At 32.8% G+C, this 17612-nt stretch carries 15 protein-coding genes; 7 read left to right on the forward strand and 8 right to left on the reverse strand.

Translation table 11 applies throughout. From position 1 onward, the window contains the following. Nucleotides 1-23: 23 nt before the first annotated feature. Nucleotides 24-926: a radical SAM protein gene (locus H0Z29_07530; GenBank protein ID MBO8131351.1), complete on the reverse strand. Its 903-nt coding sequence runs from the start codon at nucleotides 924-926 to the stop codon at nucleotides 24-26. A 46-nt stretch (nucleotides 927-972) separates the two neighbouring features. Here H0Z29_07530 and queG point away from each other — a divergent pair, with 46 nt between their 5' ends. Genes queG through H0Z29_07545 form a run of 3 tightly spaced genes read left to right on the forward strand, consistent with a single transcriptional unit; the run spans nucleotide 973 to nucleotide 4968 of the window. Further along, a complete protein-coding gene (gene queG, locus H0Z29_07535; protein ID MBO8131352.1) occupies nucleotides 973-1893 on the forward strand; it encodes a tRNA epoxyqueuosine(34) reductase QueG in 921 nt (306 codons plus the stop codon). Nucleotides 1894-1939: 46 nt separating this feature from the next. After that, a complete protein-coding gene (locus tag H0Z29_07540) occupies nucleotides 1940-2455 on the forward strand; it encodes a PadR family transcriptional regulator (protein MBO8131353.1) in 516 nt (171 codons plus the stop codon). Next, entirely contained in the window at nucleotides 2425-4968 is a 2544-nt protein-coding gene (locus H0Z29_07545; protein MBO8131354.1) for a family 20 glycosylhydrolase, read from the forward strand. The genes H0Z29_07540 and H0Z29_07545 overlap by 31 nt, the downstream gene beginning before the upstream one ends. On the opposite strand, the gene H0Z29_07550 is transcribed toward H0Z29_07545, so the two are convergent. Continuing rightward, nucleotides 4965-5678 carry an rRNA pseudouridine synthase gene (locus H0Z29_07550; protein ID MBO8131355.1) on the reverse strand — a complete coding sequence of 238 codons (714 nt, stop codon included), beginning with the start codon at nucleotides 5676-5678 and terminating at the stop codon, nucleotides 4965-4967. The two genes, H0Z29_07545 and H0Z29_07550, sit on opposite strands and share 4 nt — an antisense overlap. A 141-nt stretch (nucleotides 5679-5819) precedes the next feature. Between H0Z29_07550 and H0Z29_07555 the strand changes: the two genes are divergently transcribed. Further along, a complete protein-coding gene (locus H0Z29_07555) occupies nucleotides 5820-8903 on the forward strand; it encodes a hypothetical protein (GenBank protein ID MBO8131356.1) in 3084 nt (1027 codons plus the stop codon). On the opposite strand, the gene lpxK is transcribed toward H0Z29_07555, so the two are convergent. The 5 genes from lpxK to H0Z29_07580 form a co-directional block, all read right to left on the reverse strand. Continuing rightward, on the reverse strand, nucleotides 8880-9935 hold the full coding sequence (gene lpxK, locus H0Z29_07560) for a tetraacyldisaccharide 4'-kinase (protein MBO8131357.1): 1056 nt from the start codon (nucleotides 9933-9935) through the stop codon (nucleotides 8880-8882). The genes H0Z29_07555 and lpxK overlap by 24 nt on opposite strands. Next, nucleotides 9916-10428: a DUF374 domain-containing protein gene (locus H0Z29_07565; GenBank protein ID MBO8131358.1), complete on the reverse strand. Its 513-nt coding sequence runs from the start codon at nucleotides 10426-10428 to the stop codon at nucleotides 9916-9918. The genes lpxK and H0Z29_07565 overlap by 20 nt, the downstream gene beginning before the upstream one ends. 112 nt (nucleotides 10429-10540) lie before the next feature. Then, nucleotides 10541-11656, reverse strand: coding sequence for a lipid-A-disaccharide synthase (gene lpxB, locus H0Z29_07570; GenBank protein ID MBO8131359.1), 1116 nt, complete (start codon nucleotides 11654-11656; stop codon nucleotides 10541-10543). Continuing rightward, entirely contained in the window at nucleotides 11649-12239 is a 591-nt protein-coding gene (locus H0Z29_07575; protein ID MBO8131360.1) for an isoprenylcysteine carboxylmethyltransferase family protein, read from the reverse strand. The genes lpxB and H0Z29_07575 overlap by 8 nt, the downstream gene beginning before the upstream one ends. Further along, entirely contained in the window at nucleotides 12240-13232 is a 993-nt protein-coding gene (locus H0Z29_07580) for a Gfo/Idh/MocA family oxidoreductase (protein MBO8131361.1), read from the reverse strand. It lies immediately after the preceding gene. A gap of 98 nt (nucleotides 13233-13330) precedes the next feature. Between H0Z29_07580 and H0Z29_07585 the strand changes: the two genes are divergently transcribed. Both H0Z29_07585 and H0Z29_07590 read left to right on the forward strand, forming a co-directional pair. Beyond that, nucleotides 13331-14794, forward strand: coding sequence for a bifunctional metallophosphatase/5'-nucleotidase (locus H0Z29_07585; protein MBO8131362.1), 1464 nt, complete (start codon nucleotides 13331-13333; stop codon nucleotides 14792-14794). An 8-nt stretch (nucleotides 14795-14802) separates the two neighbouring features. Next, nucleotides 14803-15465, forward strand: a complete 663-nt coding sequence (locus H0Z29_07590) for a DUF5020 family protein (protein MBO8131363.1) — start codon at nucleotides 14803-14805, stop codon at nucleotides 15463-15465. Between the two features lie 2 nt (nucleotides 15466-15467). Here H0Z29_07590 and H0Z29_07595 read toward each other — a convergent pair whose 3' ends face one another. Beyond that, nucleotides 15468-17012 (reverse strand): YifB family Mg chelatase-like AAA ATPase, encoded by a 1545-nt coding sequence (locus H0Z29_07595; protein ID MBO8131364.1) that lies wholly within the window; start codon nucleotides 17010-17012, stop codon nucleotides 15468-15470. An 83-nt stretch (nucleotides 17013-17095) separates the two neighbouring features. Between H0Z29_07595 and H0Z29_07600 the strand changes: the two genes are divergently transcribed. After that, nucleotides 17096-17611, forward strand: coding sequence for a hypothetical protein (locus H0Z29_07600; GenBank protein MBO8131365.1), 516 nt, complete (start codon nucleotides 17096-17098; stop codon nucleotides 17609-17611). Nucleotide 17612: the final 1 nt, after the last annotated feature.

A 17612-nucleotide genomic window follows, 5' to 3' on the forward strand; every position in this document is an offset into this window, starting at 1 on the left:
GTAAACAAAACGGATTTATCTTATTAATCATTGACAAAAAATCCAAGTTTTTTTGCATACTGGATTACTCTATTGTATTCCCAATCTGTTATAGGTCTACTTATTTCAGGATATTTATTAGCAAGGTATTCAGGTCTATATTGACTCATTAAATTTAAGTAGGTCTTTTGAGGTAAATTTTTTGCCAAAAATTCTATTATTTTTAATGACTCGTCTGTATGTCCAGGCATTATAAGATGTCTGATTAATAATCCTCTTTGAGCAATACCCATACTATCAGAAATAAGAGGTCCTACTTGCCTGTACATTTCCAAAATTGCAACCTTTGCGTGCTTTGCATAGTCATGTGCATTTGTGTATTTTTGTGCTACTTTATCTGTAAAGAATTTGAAGTCAGGCATATAAATATCTATAAATCCATCTATTATTTCTAGAGTTTCTTTTTTCTCGTAACCGCTGGTGTTATAAACTATAGGGATAGTCAGTCCCTTGTGACGTGCAATTGATATTGCTTCTATTATCTGTGGAAGAAAATGAGTTGGTGTCACAAGATTTACATTGTGGCATTTTAATTTTTGAAGGTAGTTCATTATTTCTGAAAGCTCCTCAGTAGAACATTCTGAGCCAGTTTCATAAGCGCTTAGTTCGTAATTCTGACAAAAGATGCATTTCAAATTGCATGAAGAGAAAAATATAGTTCCTGATCCGTAGATACCTGATATGGGTGGTTCCTCCCCATGATGAGGAAAATAACTTGAAATCTTGATTTTCAGTCCACTGTTGCATATACCCTTTTCGCCTTTTATTCTATTCACGCCACAATTGTGTGGACAGATATCGCATTTTTCCAGCTTTTTATAGAGGGTTTCTATAATTTTTTTCTCTTTTCCTTTGTTTACCACTTTATGATAAAAAGATGTTTCCATATCGCTTAAAATTTAATTATTTTACCATAGAAGTATATGGTTTAATGTGTTAGATTTTAAAGACCTGGATTTGTTATCAAAGAAATATAATTTTTATAAAGTAGGCGTATCTCGACCTTTTTTAAATTCATTTTTTAAGGAAAAATTTGTTGAAGCTATTAATAGTGGTTTATATGACGGATTGAAATGGTTATTAAATAGAAAAGATATAAGATTGAATCCAGCTAAATATTTCCCATGGGTTAAGTCGATTCTGGTATTTGTTGATAATTATTTCTACCCATTTGTTGGAGTCACTCCAACAATATCAAAATATGCTTTAGGTCTTGATTATCATAATATAATTAGGGTAGGGATACAATCAGTAATGGAAGATCTAAAGAAAAAGTATAATGAGCTTATCTATAAAGTTTATGTGGATCATGGTCCCTTTTTGGAGAAGGTATATGCGGTACAGGCGGGTATTGGTTCATATGGAAAAAATTCTGTTGTGTATTTTAATAACATAGGGTCGTATTGTTTTATTGGTATTGCGTTAATTAATATGGAAGTAGTAGGTTTTCCAAATAGGGAGAATAGGACAGATATATGTGGTGATTGCGACATTTGCATAAAGTCGTGCCCAGCAGGAGCTATTATTAAACCATATGTTGTAGATCCCTCGAAGTGTATTTCATATTTAACAATTGAAAAGAAGGGGGCATTTTCTATTGAAGAAAAGAGTAATATAAAAAAGAGTGGCTATTTTTATGGTTGTGATATATGTCAGGATGTATGTCCTTTGAACAAGCAATTTGCGCGTGATACAGTAAAAGCAGAGTATTTCAAAAATAAGTACCTATTTGAAGGTGGCGTAGATAAATTGTTCTCTTTGGATTCTGCGGAATTTATGAAAATTTTCAACTCCACCGCTATAGAACGAATAGGTTTTGATAGATTTAAAAGAAACCTTGAAATCTTTAGATAGACGGTTTATTTTTTTACATGTGTAAAATTTTAAATTGAGGAAAGAGATGACATATATAGAGATTATTATCTTGGGGATTATTAAAAAAGAACCAACTCATGCATACGACATAGAGAAAAAGATCGACAAGTTGAGATTGAGAGAAAGATTCCAGATTGGTTTTTCTACAATTTACAATCTCCTTGGAAAGCTTGAAAGAAAGAAAATAATAGAGAGTAAAATTGTACCACAAGAAAAATTGCCTGCAAAAAAAATTTATCATATTTCAGAAAATGGTGATAGAATATTAAAAGATGAGATTAAGAAGCTCCTATCTCAACCGAAGATGGATTTTGCAGGTGTGGAGCTCGGCTTGATATTTTCATATGTTCTTGATAAAAGAGAGGTTAAGGAGGCTTTAAATATTTACATTGGCGAATTGAATAGGTTGATTCAGGATTCCTTCAGAATGCTAACTGAATTGGAATCTTCAAATAAGATAGAAAGGATACTTCTTAATAGAAGATTGGCTTTCTGGCAGACAGAGAGAAAATGGGTTCGAGAAGTATTAACTTTGTTATAGATATAGGTTTTATATATAGGCGTATTGTGTTGAAACATTTTATAGTTATAAAAATACTTTTGGTGGGTGTACTTATGGCTGGAAATTTTAATATATTCCCTATTCCCCAAAAAATTGATATTGCAGAAGGATATTTTAAACTGGAAAAACAGCTTAATATTTATCTTAGGAATACCTCTAGGGATGAAAATATTGGTCTTGAAATACTGGAAGAAACTCTGAGAAATGTGGGAGTTAAAGAAGTGAACTATGTTGGTTTTAATGACAGTCCAGAGATACTTATAATTATTGATAATACCAATAATAAGAAGCTAAATATTGGAAATGTTGAATTTGCGTTTTCTTCCAAGATGTTGGGCGAAGGTTATTTTATTAATGTAGAACCTGATAGAATTATAGTATTGTCTAAGACCCAGAGAGGTTTATATTACAGTTTATTAACGTTGTCGCAGATTATAGGACAGTTTAAAGATAAAATAATATGTTGCCGAATAGAAGATTTTCCTGACTTTCCATGGAGAGCGAACTCTGATGATATCAGTCGTGGGCAGGTATCAACTATTGAAAATTTTAAAAAAATAATTAGGCAATTATCCTTCATGAAATACAATAAATATATGCTGTATATAGAAGATGTATTTACATTTAAAAATTTTCCAGACATAGGACAAGGCAGAGGTGTTCTGACTCCAGATGAAGTAGATGAGCTTGAAACATATGCAAAAAGATATTTTATTGACATAGTTCCTATTTTTCAGACTCTCGGGCATTATGAAAACATACTCACGCAAGAAAAATATGTGCATTATGCAGAATATCCAGGGGCTGCTTCAATAAAAATTTCTAGTAAAAAGGCACATAATTTTGTTTTTAAGCTACTTGATGAGGTAACAGATGCATTTGATTCAGAATATTTTCATATGGGTGCTGATGAATCCTGGGATGTTGGATTGGGGGAAAGTAAAGAATACATTGATAAGGTTGGACTCGAAAGAGCATATGGTGAGTACTATACCAAGGTATATAAATATTTAAAGAATAGAGGAAAAAAAGTGCTGATGTATGGAGATGTGCTGATCCACCATCCTGAGATTTTCAAATATTTACCTGAAGATATCATTATAGTTGACTGGAACTACAGCCTCATCGATAGATATTATTCTCTAGATGTGTTGAACGAAAATAATCGAAAGTATATAGTATGTGCAGGTCTTTATAACTGGGTTAATCCTGTTCCAAATTTCTATTTTGCATGGCTTAACATATCCAACTATTTCAGACAAGCACATCGGAAAGGGGCTATGGGTGCTATAGTTTCCAGCTGGGGTGATTATGGTGCCCCTAATTTAAGGGAACAAAATTATCTTGGATATTATTATGGTGCGCAGATCATGTGGAATGAGAAAGAAGCTAAATTTTTTAAAGTTAATAGACAATTTGCGAACCATTTTCTTGGGATTTATAATTATGATAATGAGTTCAACCACCTGATATTATTTCTTTCCCAGATTCCACAGCTTTCAAATTTCCTGTATACTTGGTCTTATCCATTCTACGAGTCTGAGCCTGATTTGTATCTCAAGTCTGAGATTTTAAAAACAATTTCAGAAATCTCAACCCAGATTATTGATTCTTTGAAAAAAGAATGTGCTTTAAATGAGGATTACATAGAATATCTGAAAATGGGCTGTGATTTTGCTGAGTATTCTATAAAAAAAATGAGGGTTAGTATCGGTGTAGATAATATTTTAAGAATAGCCGTAGGTGGAAAAAAACCTGATGCTGAATTAATTAAATCTGTGTTAAATGATATTGATGAAGCGGTCAGTTGTCTTCAAAAGGTAAAAGATAAATTTGTATCCTTATGGATAAAAAATAATAGAAGAGATAATCTGAATTTAGTAACCAATCTTTTCGACAGACAAAAAGCATATATGGAATATGCAAAGGATGAACTAAAGAGCGGTGAATTAAACATTAGGAGAGAGATTGAATCTAAATGGATAACAGGCGATACAACCAGAATCAAGGATCCTCAATCAGAAATTATATTTTTAAAGGAATTTTATGTTGAAAATTTTGATAATGTCGAAAGAGTTGATTTGCAGATAATGGCAAATACATATGGCGAAGCATTCATCAATTTCAAGAAAGTAGCAACTGTTTTCGCTACGAAATCCCTATCTTTAAAAGTGGAAAATATGAGAGTATGGTGGAACGATGTTAAAAGACATATCAAAAGAGGTAATAATACGATAGTTATAAAAGCAAAAAGTTATAAACCTGAGTTTCCCTCGTCTGTTAATGTATTTATACGTGTCAAATATACAAATGGTAAAGAAAAAGTTATCCTCTCTGATGAGACATGGAAGTGCACTGATGATTTAATAAAAGAGATTAAAGATATTGATAATGTTGAAACTATGCATAATGTTACAATATATAGAGAATATCCGTGGAGAATATCTCCTCCAATTTTCGATTATGGTTTTCCTTCTATGATTGAATTTTAATTTTTCTTTTTTATTTCAAGCAGTTCCTTTAAAGTATTCCCTGTAATTTCTTTCAATTGATATTGTTCTGGGACAATGTCAATTGTAACTGGACCATAACGTATCCTTTTTAAATAGATCACTCTATTTCCTATTCTTTTAAATATTCTTTTTATTTCCCTTTTTTTCCCTTGCTTCATTATTATTCTAACTTTAGAATAGGTATCATTTTGCTCTATAATATGGATATCCTCACACTTTAGTATTTCATTTCCAATCTTAATTCCTTTTTTAATTTTCTCTATCTTTTTTGGTGATAGTTTTCCGACTATTGTTGTAATATATTCCCTTTCGACTCCATATTTCGGGTGGGTTAGTTTATAAATAAGTTCTCCATCATTTGTAAGTATTAATAAACCTGATACATCTTTGTCCAAACGTCCCACAGGTTTTAATTTTTTGTTTTTAATTATCTCTCCAATATGGTGCTCTTTGGGGTCGTTAAGTGAAGTTACATATCCACTTGGCTTATGAAATGCGTAGTAAAGAAATTCTTCAGTATCACTCCATTTTATTTTTTTTCCATCAATGCTAATTTCTTGGTTTTCTGTTACTTCATGCCATGGCTGTATAACCTTCTTGCTATCAACTGTTACCTTTCCCTCTAGTATAAGTTGTGATGCCTTTCTTCTGGAGATCCCAGATTTTTGAATTGCTTTGAATAGTTTCATTTGACAATCTACAGATAAATCAAAACTATGCATATTAAAAATAATAATTTTTTTGAAAAATCTTTATATTTTAACCCTTTTTTCTTGATTTTTTGAAGGGATAAAGATATATTAATTTAGTTTAGGTTAATGGGTTTAGAGATGAAAAAGTTTCTTTTATTATTAATTGCTACAATGTTTGTAATAAACTTATTTGGTGAAGAAAATTTCAAGTATTTCTTCTTTGGAGATAAAAATATCTTAATTGATAAATTAGGGACTGGTTTTTTTTATAACGACGTACTCTATATTCAGGGTATTGGGAGTGTTTCTGATGCTTCTGGAGAAATAGTTCCGGGGAGTAGCTTTTTATTCTGGGCATCAGCCCAACCTGATACAGATAATCTTGAGATTATATGGCGTTATGGAGTCTCTCAATTTTATGACGGTATATTCTCTGACGAGATAATTGCTGATATTGATGGAGATGGGAATGGTGAATTCTGTGCAGTATTAAATATTCTTGAAATTATGGGTAACTTGCCGTGGAAGTGGCTATATATATTTAAATCTGATAATTTGACATTTAATCAGGAACCTTTAATTGTAGAAGACTTTAGTAGTGTATTTCAAGTAAGACCACGTCCTGCACAATTAATTTCATCGGATTTGGATAACGATGGTAATATGGAGTTAATCGTATCATTTTTTAGCCCAAATAAGGGACTTGCTGTTATCGATTCTCATATAAGTGATACTACTTTTAGCATGAAAGTAGAAAGGGTCATTACAGAACTGGATCAGTTTAAGAGCATTTTGCCCTTTAAAACCTTGTCAGGAATTTTACCTTTTAATGTGAACAAAATGTCTTTAATAGTAATTGGCGGCAGACAGGCATTAGAGATAACGGTTTTGGACCCTACAAGTGGTGAGGTTATCTCGAATTTTGAATATCCTGATGTTTCTGTCTCTGATGTGGATCTGGAAAATGTAAGTGATGGAGATATTAATGGTGATGGAATAAGTGAAATCTTTGTCCCTGTTAAGGATGGTGGAATACTGCTTTTTTACTTTGATGGAGAAAAAATCAGTTATAAAGAATTTATTCCCGATGTGGTAAAGGTAAAATCTTTATGTCTCTCAGATTTTAATATCAATGGAATGGATGAATTAATAATCAACTATGGTGAAGTATCAAAACTATTGAGATACGAATATGATGAGATTGGAGACCCATATGAGCTTACATCATATAGAAAGATACTTTACAGTGACGAGATGTTCTTGAATTTTAGTTTTGGTCAAATAAAGCCAGTGATTTATGCCTCTGGAGAAAATAGTGGTAATGCAATAGTTTCTTTTCAAAGTCCTGTGATTGAGCGAAGTGGTGTTTTCCTTTTCAATTTTGAGGGAATCTCTTTTGGAAAAAGTATAGAGGATACCACGTTAATGGTGGGTAAAAGGGTTGAAATTTCACAAAAAGCTTCTACTGCGGCGAAAAAGAAAAGGAGGAGAGAGGTTAGAAAACCCGATATATTATTACATCCTGGTGAAAGTATGGAGTACGAACTGGAAATACCTGGCTTCAACTTTAATAATCTAAAGAACTTACAGATAAAGATTGATTCTCCGAGTGGAATGTATTTTGACCTTTCTACTCAGACCTTTTATTGGACTCCAGCTGATACACAACTGGGTTGGTATGAAGTGAATGCATTTTTTAGCTGGGATAATGGTACCTTGGAGAAGCATTTTACCATATATGTAAATAGTCCACCTGAAATCAAAACGTTTATTCCTAAAGCTGATATTGTTCAGAAAGGGGAAGCTTTCCAGAAAAAAATTGAAGTATATGATGATAACTATGATGCCCAAATATTTTTCGATCTTATAAAATATCCTGAGGGTGCAAGTGTTGATGATTATGGGAACCTTTTATGGAAACCCAAGGAAGATCAAAGAGATTGGCAAGATTTTGTTCTTCAGATTACAGATGGGTATGATACAACTTTTATCGATTTTAGCCTATTTGTTAACTATCCAGTCAGAATAGTATCAGAGCCACAGGAGGTTGCGTTTGTTGATAAGTTGTATGAATATTCAATTGAATTTATAGATAAAAATAGAGGATTCTTCTATGGGGGATTAGATGAGATTCCGAAGATAGAGAACACAGATAGTACTGTTGTGTATGAAATCCCAATATCAACCCCTGAGTTTATAGCGAAGCTTCCTCAGTATGCAAGAGGTTTTAGAGATATTTTAAAGAACAACCAGTTCCAGAGTAATTATCAAAGGAGGTTAGTTGAAGGTATACAGAACGTTTTAGTAGATAATGACCGTCTAATTTTCCTTGTAAATAAAAAGTACATTGAGAATTATGATTCCAGTAAGCTGATATCAAGATTTTGTAGGATATTAAACATACCAAAACCGGAGCATTTAAGAGGTCTTGTAAGGTTATTGCATCGTTTCACTTTAAAAGGTGCTCCTGAAGGAATGACAATTGATGGAATGGGTAGAATAACCTGGATACCAAAAAGTTTCCAGGCTGGGACTCATAACTTTTCTGCTATTGTCTCAGACGGTTATTTCGCAGATGAACAACCAGTGAGAGTTTATGTTAATAGCAAACCTGTTATAGTGTCGAAACCTGATACAATTGCATTTGTTAATAAGCAATGGGTTTATATGGTAAAAGTTAGAGATTTAAATAAAGATGCTGTTTTAAAATATTCTTTACTCAATGCCCCAGAAGGAATGAGTATTACAGAAGATGGTGTTATTAATTGGATACCAACTATTAGCCAATTAAACTATAATAGTTTCTCTGTTGAAGTTTCTGATGGGTATCAATCTGATATTCAGCATATAAAAGTTTATGTTAACAGTCCACCGGTAGTGCTTTCAAAACCAGATCCGGTGGCAATAGTGGGTATAAAATATCAATATAAGCTTGATGTGGAAGACCCTAACGGTAATCCGATGACATATCGAGTAATAAGAATACCGAAGTATGCAGAATTTGATCCTTTGACAGGTTTGCTTACGTGGACTCCTAGATCAACACAGAGAGGAAATAACTTCATAATATTTGAGATTCAGGATAACTATAACGGTATTACCAAGCATGAATTTATGGTTACTGTTTTTAAAAATCCGACAAATAAAGCCTTATCATATTTAACATATGTTGCATTGATATTTACAACTTTCGGTATGTTATACTTTGCTATTTATAAATGATAATTGAGCGAGGACAAATTTTATAAATTCTTCCTGGATTTTTAATTGTAATTTGGCTACAAGCAGATTTGATAAAGAATTGTAATTTTTAATATTTATTAAGTCCTTTTCTGTTGTGATCATATAGTTTATCCTATGTTCATTATAGATTCTATTTAAAGTGTCTATATCTCGTCTTTTATACTTATAGTGATCGGGAAAAACTCTCTTAACAATTTTTGATGGTTTTAGAGTTTTTTCAAGCATATTGAAAAATTGATACGGATTTCCAAGTCCGCAGAAAGCCAATATAGATTTGCCAAGGAGCTTACTTTGTTCGATCAATCTGCCTGTGTCTACCTCTACAAATTGAGTAATATTTTTAGTAGCCCAGTAAACTTCAGTTGAATCGTCAATCCTTTTAAAAATCTTTTTTATTTCATCGAAATTATTATTTATTAAAATAAGAATGTCTGCTCTTTTAATTGAGTAGATAGGCTCTCTCAGTTTACCCAAGGGGAAAATTTTTTCTTTTACCGGATTTAGCATTGTGTCCCATAATACAATATCTATATCCCTATAAATTTTTCGATGCTGGAAGCAATCATCGGCTATTAAAATATCACATGGGTATTTTTCTATTAATTTTTGACCACAGGTTAGTCTATTTTTATATATACCAATAGGAACCTGTAGTGTATTTTTAGCTATCAGGTATGGTTCATCGCCGATGTATTCTGGTGCGGGAAGATTTTCCATTGGATCTGCTATAATTAAATCTCTATTCCGTCTTTTGTATCCTCTTGTAATAACACCAACTTTGTAACCCTGCTTTTGTAGTATTTTTGCAAGTTCAATTACCAGAGGAGTTTTACCTGTACCTCCCATTGTCAGGTTTCCAACTGAAATTACTGTAACAGATAATTTTTTTGTCTTTAATATAAACTGCCTGTCATACAAGTAATTTCGTATGTTAATAATTGGTAAGTAAATAAATTTTGACAGTAGAAGAGCTACAATTTTTAATAACTTTCTAACACAATTTTTCTGCATGGTGCTGAACTTCATTTATTTTTGATTTGATAAATTTGCATATTTTTTCTGGGCTGTCCTCATTTTTTATTCTGAATGGTTTACCGATTATGATTGATATTGTCGAAAATGGTAATGGAAATTCGAACTTATCCCACGTTCTCAATACCACTTTTTTCGATGATGAGGATCCAATTGGTATGATTACTGGATTTACCTTTTTTATAATTTTTGCAGTGCCCATTTTTATTTCTCTTCTAGGACCTCTTGGTCCATCAGGCGTTATAGCTACTACATTTTTTCTTATTTCCTTTACAAGATCCAAGATGGCTCCAATGGGTCTCTTATTGCTTGAACCTCTAATTGATGGATAGCCAAGAAAACTTGTAAAGGTATTTAATAACTCTGCGTCGGAGTGAAGTCCAACAAGGAGAGAGTACCTGCCTTTGCGAAGTGCGTAAATAGGTATGAGCATATTACCATGCCATACAAGGATAATAGAATTCTTTCTCAATCTGCTTTTCTCTGGAAGGTATTTTTTTCCAATTATATTAATCCTTGAGGAATAAAAAATAAACTTTATTAGTAGATATAATATTCTGACTATAATTCTATGATTTTTAAATTTAATTTTCATGTATGTATTTAGCAATAATATGTGCTGCCGCCTTGCTTGGATTACTTTTTTGAAGGGTTTTAGATATTTCCTGCAGTCTCCTTGTGACTGATTCACGATATGCAATGTTGGTTATATATTTATCAACTTCATTGTAGATGTTTTCGGGTGTTAGCTTATACTGAATAAGCTCAGGGACAATTTTTTCTCCTGCGATTAGGTTTGGTATGGCGATATGTTTTACATTTACTATTATTCTACCAATTAAATAAGAAAGGAAAGAAAGTTTATAGCATACTACCATTGGCTTATGAAAGAGAGTAGTTTCCAGTGTAGCTGTTCCCGAGGAAAGTAATACTATATTCGAGTCATTAATAACTTTATATGTTTGATCTTCTACCCATTTTATTCCGGGATCCTTATGTACTTTTTGAAGATTGCGAGCATCTATTCCGGGTGCAAGAGCAACTGTCGTTTTCAGATTTTGATATTTATTCTTTAACAATTTGATTGCTCTGAGCATAACTGGTAGGTGCTTTTTAATCTCCTGATCCCTACTACCGGGAAGTATTGCAATAGATATTTTGCCATTTTGTTTATTTTCCTTTGCTTTTTCTGGCCTTAGATGAGTTACTATCGGATGTCCTACATAGGTGGCATCGATACCGAAGCTTTTTAACCAATCTTGTTCAAAAGGTAATATACAAATTACTTTATCAATATATTTCTTTATCGTTTTAACTCGGTTTTTCCCCCATGCCCACACTTGTGGAACAATGTAATAGATCACCTTTATCCCTGCTTTTTTACAAAAACGTGCTAATTTTAGATTAAATCCAGGGTAGTCGATGAGTATAACAATATCAGGGTTTAGTTTTTTTATCGTATCCGTAGCATACTTCCACATATTTTTAATATTTTTGTATTTTTTTATCACTTCTATAAATCCCATAACTGATACGTCTTTGATATGAAGTATTAATTTAGCTCCTGTGTTTGAAAGGTTATCTCCTCCTATAGCATATGCCTCTAAATCAGGTATTATATTTCTTAATTCTTTTAAGAGATTAGAGGCATGTATATCACCAGATAGTTCACCGGTTGAAATGAATATTTTTTTAGGCATTGCTTATTGTATTTATAATTAGTTCTTTTAATAATAATACTGTGATTAATAATATAATGACAAAAATAGTACTTTTTTCTGCTTTAAGTACATTTTTCCAGCTGTAGTATGATGGTGTGATCTTTTTCCATTGTTTTAATCTTGGAATAAAAGCTGGTACATTTTTTTTATAATCCAAGTATTCTTCATGAAATATTTTCTCAAGAGTCTCTTCTTCCAGTTTAATTATTGAATAATATTGAGTAAAAATGTAAAGAATTCCTATTATAAATATTGGAATTATATATTTACCATCTGCAAACAGTATGAAACCAATATAAATAATTGTATTGCCGATATATAGTGGATTTCTGACATAAGCGTAAGGTCCCCATGTACAGAGGGTGTTAGCACCAACTTTTCTTGTCCTTGTCCTCCCACCTGCGGAGCGTACTGCCCAAATTCGGAGTGCTTCGCCAAGAATTATAAGTATTGATCCTTTTATAACACTACTTAATGTTAAGTTAGATTGTAATATTAAAATTAAAGCAATAGGTATAGGTAAATATCCTCTATATCTGAAGAAAAAGTTTCTGATGTCCATTTAAAGTATCCTTTCCAGTTTTCTTTTTATCTGTTCCTCTATTATAATTGCTATCTCCAGCGCATTCCTGCCCTCTTCTGCAGTGACTGGAGGTGTTTCACCGTTTACTATTGAATTTATAAAAGAAAGCAATTCTTCCTTAAGAGGATTGTATTCTGGGAAGGAGAATTTTTTATAATTAAGGATTTTTTGTATACCATCGCTTTCTATTTGTGCTAAGGTCTTTATATCATCATCTTGATTTATTGATTTGCTTATCCAATATAGTTCAGCTTCTCTTTGAAGAAAGTTTATGGAAATGTATTGATTAATTTGAAAAATACGAAGTTTCCTCAACCTTTTATTAGATACACGACTTGCTGTAATATTAGCAATGCAGCCATTTTTAAATTCCAGCCTTGCATTGGCTATGTCAATGTTATTAGTAAGTATCGGAGCCCCAGAGGCTTTTATGTCTATGAGATCACTGTCAACGATGTTCAAAACAATGTCTATATCGTGAATCATTAAATCAAGTATTACGGCTACGTCAGTCCCTCGTGGATTGAAAGGTGATATCCTGTGGCATTCTATAAACAGAGGATTTTTAATTTCATTTTGAAGAAACTTTAATGCCGGGTTAAATCTTTCTATGTGACCTATTTGGATGATGACACTTTTTTCTTTCGCAAGTTTTATAATTTCCTCGGCTTCTTCAATTGAAGCCATAAAGGGTTTTTCGCAAAAGATATGTATGCCATGTTTAATTGCGGATTTTGCAACAGAGTAATGAGATTTGGTTGGTACTACAATGGAGATCGCATCACAGTGGTCCAGTAACTCTTCAAAGGAATCATATCCCTTTATACCTGTTTTTTCCTCTACGAATTTTTTTCTATCTTTATCGATTTCATAAAAACCGGTTATTTCAACACTCGGGATATCTTTAAGATTTAATAAATGAATATATCCAAGATGACCAGCCCCTACGACTGCATACTTAACTTTTTTCATAACGCTTTAATTTAATTCTATATCATAAATTTTCAAATTCGGTTATCTATTATAGATATTTTATAATAATTTATACTGCTTTTTATGAGAGGTGGTAGATGAAAAAGTTTGGGCTGGTTTTCTTATTATTGATATATGCTTTTGTTTATTCCCAGAGTTTACATATTGCTCACTGGAATGATTTTCATAGTGCAAATATACCATACATCATGAGCTATAATGGATGTAAGAAACTTGTTGGTGGATATGCCTATCTTGCCGGGATTGTTGATTCTTTAAGAGGGATTTACCATGATTTAATAGTGCTTGATGCCGGAGACGAATTTTTGGGATCCCCTATTTCATCAATAATAAAAGGGTACTCTCAGTTTATAATACTAAATATGCTGTTACCAACTGCATTTTGTATTGGTAATCATGAGTTTGATTATGGTGTAAGTAATCTTGTGGAGAATATAAAAAAGGCAAAATTTGATATTATTACGTCAAATATTAAGTATAAAGGAAAATATCTCGGTCTACCGTTAAAAAGGATGGTTATAGATGGAGTGAAAGTTTGTATAATTGGGATTATATATGATAACCTTGAAAGTAGTACCCTGCCGGAAAATATAAGGGGGGTTGAGATACTAAACCCCACAAAGGTTGTAAAGAGTATTGTTGATAGTTTGAAAGAAGATGTCGATATTTTTATTTTGCTATCCCACTGGGGTGTGGATAATGACAAAAATATTGCAAATGAAATTGGTGATTTGGATATAATAATTGGAGGACATAGCCATACGGTATTGAATACGCCTATAACAATTGGTAATACCATTATATGCCAGGCTGGGTCAAAAGGTAGTTTTGTTGGATTTTTGGAAGCCGACGTTGATACAATAAAAAATGTGATTAAAAAATTTACCTATGAACTGATAGATGTATACCCTGAAGAAATAAAACCTAACGAATTAGTAAAAAATATCGTGGACTCGCTTGAGAATACCGTAAGCCAGGAGATGAATAAGGTAATTGGCATTTTAAAGACTCCCTGGGAAAGGCGATTTAATGGTGAGTCTAATATTGGTAACTGGATAACAGATGTGATGAGAAAGAAATTTAAGACTGACATTGCCTTACAAAACAGTGGAGGTATAAGAAAAAATATGCCTGCAGGAGAAATTAGGGTTAGGGATATCTGGGAGATAGTTCCCTTTGAAAATGAAGTGGTTATTATAAAGGTTACCGGAAAACAACTATTAAATATTTTTATGCATTATCCAGAAAATAAAATGGACCTTTTGCAAATTTCGGGAGCAAAATTAAAAATTAATATGAATACTGGCAGGTTGTATTATGTTCGAGTCAATGGTAAGAAAATCAGGAGAAAAAGAAATTATACGATTGCTACCAATTCATATGTAGCAAGCCATGCAGAAAGATTTTTAGGGATTATGGCAGAAGATCTCCATGTGATTCGTACGGGGGTACTATTAAGAGATTTATTAATTGAAGAGATAAAGAAGGAAAAAGAAGTTTATAGCTATGTAAACGGTAGGATAATTATTGTAGAAAGGTAGAGAGTTAAATGAAAATCAAAAATTTGTCTGTCACACTGTTAATTCCGATACTTTTATTTTCACAGAATATTCAAATTCACTATGATCTTTTAAGAGAACATTTTACCACTACCTTTGAAGGGATTTTTTTTGATAACTATGGTTATACTTTTGGTTTTGTAGACATTGATTATAATAACAGAGTAGATAGGTTTAAAAATGCTTCCCTTGCCTATTATGAAATAGCAAGATACTTCTTAGTCAAAGGTGGGGATGACCTGTACTTTACATTTCAATATAATGATGGGCTTACAAATAGATTTTCATTTAACCCTGTCTGGCTGACCGGACTGCAGTATAAAGTAATGGGTTTGCCAATGGATTTCCTTTTCCGTAAGGAAATTGGAACAGATGGGTTAACTATACAGCTGACAGTTGTCTGGTTTTATGAAATTAAGAGGTTTAATATATCTGGCTATATTGATATTTGGAACACTGGGAATGGTTACCCTAAGGGTAGAATAGCCTTTATGTCCGAGCCACAATTCTGGTACAAGTTAACACCTAACATTTATATAGGTGGCGAGATTGAAATTAGTGTGAACTTCTCGGGGGCATGGTCTGTTAAAAGAGAATTTAAGGAGGGTGAAATTTTCCTTTTGCCTACCTTTGGTATAAAGTGGAATTTGTAACCTTACATCCATAGGTTTCTATCCAGACTTCTGTATTGTATTGCCTCACTTATATGATGTGGAAGTATTTTTTCTGATGAATCAAGATCAGCTATTGTTCTCGAGACTTTTATAATCCTATCATATGCTCTTGCACTTAGGCCTAGTTTTATAATGGCATTTTTAAGTAATTCTTCACATTTTGAATCGATTGGACAAAATTCTCTTATCATTGAGGACTCCATATGAGCATTGCAGTATACCCCTTTTATATTTTTGAATCTTTTGAGTTGTATTTCCCGTGCCTTTTGAACTCTTTTTCTTATTTCCTTTGAGGTTTCTCCGTCTTCTTTGGATGATAATTCCTCAAATTTTACAGCTGGGACATCTATATGAATGTCAATTCTATCAAGTAGTGGTCCAGAGATTCTACTCATATATTTTTGTATCTGGGAAGGTGTACAGGTACATTCATTATTTGGATCCGTAACATATCCACATGGACATGGATTCATAGCAGCTATTAACATGAAAGATGCTGGGTAGGTTATAGATGTCTGTGCTCTTGATATTGTAACCTTTCCATCTTCCAGAGGTTGTCTTAGTACCTCAAGAACATTTTTTTTAAATTCAGGTAACTCATCCAGAAATAATACACCGTTATGACTGAGGCTAACCTCTCCAGGTCGAGGTATTCTTCCTCCTCCTACAAGAGCTGCATCGGATATAGTATGATGAGGTGAGCGAAATGGTCTTGTAGCAATTATGCCTTTATTTCCGGGGATAACGCCTGCGACTGAGTGTATTTTAGTTGTCTCAAGTGCTTCGTCAAGAGTCATCTCTGGTAATATTGTAGGGAATCTTCTTGCAAGCATTGTTTTTCCTGAGCCAGGTGGACCTATCATGATAATATTATGTCCACCTGCTGCAGCTACTTCCAGAGCTCTCTTTGCATGTGCCTGCCCTTTTACATCCGAATAGTCTAATTTATATTTTCTATTTTTCTCAAGTAGTGTACTAAGTTCTATACTATAAGGCTCAATTTTCATTTCGTTATTTAAAAATTTAATGGCATCTGTTAGTGATTTTACACCTATAACCTTTTTATTTTTAGCAATTGCCGCTTCTTTCTTGTTAATATCAGGTAAAATTATTCCTTCGATTTCTGCATTTTTAATAGATGATGATATCGGTAGTGCTCCTCTTATGGCTCTTACATTGCCATCCAATGCCAGTTCTCCAAGAATTATGAACTTATTCAGGTTATCCTTTTTTACATAACCGGATGCTGCGAGTAATCCAATTGCTATGGGTAAATCATAAGAGCTACCTTCTTTTTTAATGTCAGCGGGAGCTAAGTTAATAACGATTTTGTTGGATGGTATTATAAATCCAGTATTTTTAATAGCCGACAAAACCCTTTCTTTACTTTCTTTGACAGCACCCTCAGGTAGTCCAACTGTTGTATATTGTGGAAGATGGGAACGAAAAAGGTTGCACTCCACATTGACAATATATGCCTCTATACCTAAAACGGCAGCACTTTTAACAATTGCAAGTCTTTCCATTTTTAACCTAAATTTTATTGCCTTAATTTAAATATATTGGTAAATTAATCAACAAAAAATTTTTGATTGTAGGGGGTATTTCCATGGAAAAAGCAATTTTTATTGTTCTGATTGGAATATTATTTATAAGCTGCTCATCTTTGAGTTTTATTCCTACTCCGCCAACTATGACAGTTGCCACAACTGATTATGTTGATAAAGCTGTGCTTCAGCAGACGACGAAATCAAGGAAAGTGATTCTGGAGGAAACAAAAAAGGCTCTCTCAGAAGTTTTAGATAAGGAGAGAGCTCGTATTGATTCATTAGAGACAATTGTTAAGAGACATGACGATTTGCTTAAGGTTACGTCCAGTAGATTAAAGGAAATTGTTCTTATAAATGAGCAGTTAAAGATGGCTGATACAAAGTTAAGCAAGAATCTGCAATCATTTACAGATTCATTGAGATTGATAAACAATAAGCTTACTAAAATTATGGAAGATAATGCTGCCGTAATGGAGAATATACAGAAGTTGCGTCAGGAGTATAAAAATCTTTCCCGCCAGACGCTGAAAGAACTTGTTGATGCAATAAATAAATATTACGAAGCAACTGAATAAA

This window comes from Candidatus Neomarinimicrobiota bacterium, assembly GCA_017656425.1.
GTDB lineage: Bacteria > Fidelibacterota > UBA2242 > UBA2242 > B5-G15 > JACDNV01.